The following is a 343-nucleotide window of genomic DNA, read 5'->3' as shown; positions in this document are numbered from 1 at the left end:
CCGCCGCTGCCGACCCGGCTGATGGCGGGGTTGGCGATCCTCAAGCACAGCTACGACCTCTCCGATGAGTTGCTGTGCGAACGCTGGGTGGAGAACCCCTATTACCAGTTCTTCTGCGGCGAGAAGTTCTTCCAGCACCGCCTGGTGTTCGACCGCTCCTCGCTGACCCGCTGGCGCCAGCGCATGGGCGAGGAGAAGCTGCAGGCCTTGCTGCAGGAGAGCCTTGCGGTTGCGACCAAGACCAAGGCGCTCAAACCGTCCGATCTCAACCGGGTCTTCGTCGACACCACGGTGCGGCCCAAGAACGTGATGTTCCCGACCGACGCGCGGCTTCTCAACCGCG

General features: G+C 64.4%; 1 protein-coding gene. It reads left to right on the top strand.

All coding sequences use genetic code 11. The features are described from left to right. A partial coding sequence (locus CWO89_RS45355) for a transposase (RefSeq protein WP_130584493.1) occupies nucleotides 1-343 on the top strand: 343 nt, incomplete at both ends.

The sequence above is a fragment of the Bradyrhizobium sp. Leo170 genome, assembly GCF_004296405.1.
Lineage (GTDB): Bacteria > Pseudomonadota > Alphaproteobacteria > Rhizobiales > Xanthobacteraceae > Bradyrhizobium.
Note: the sequence above shows the minus strand (reverse complement) of the source record. Positions and strands in the feature narration are given on the sequence as shown.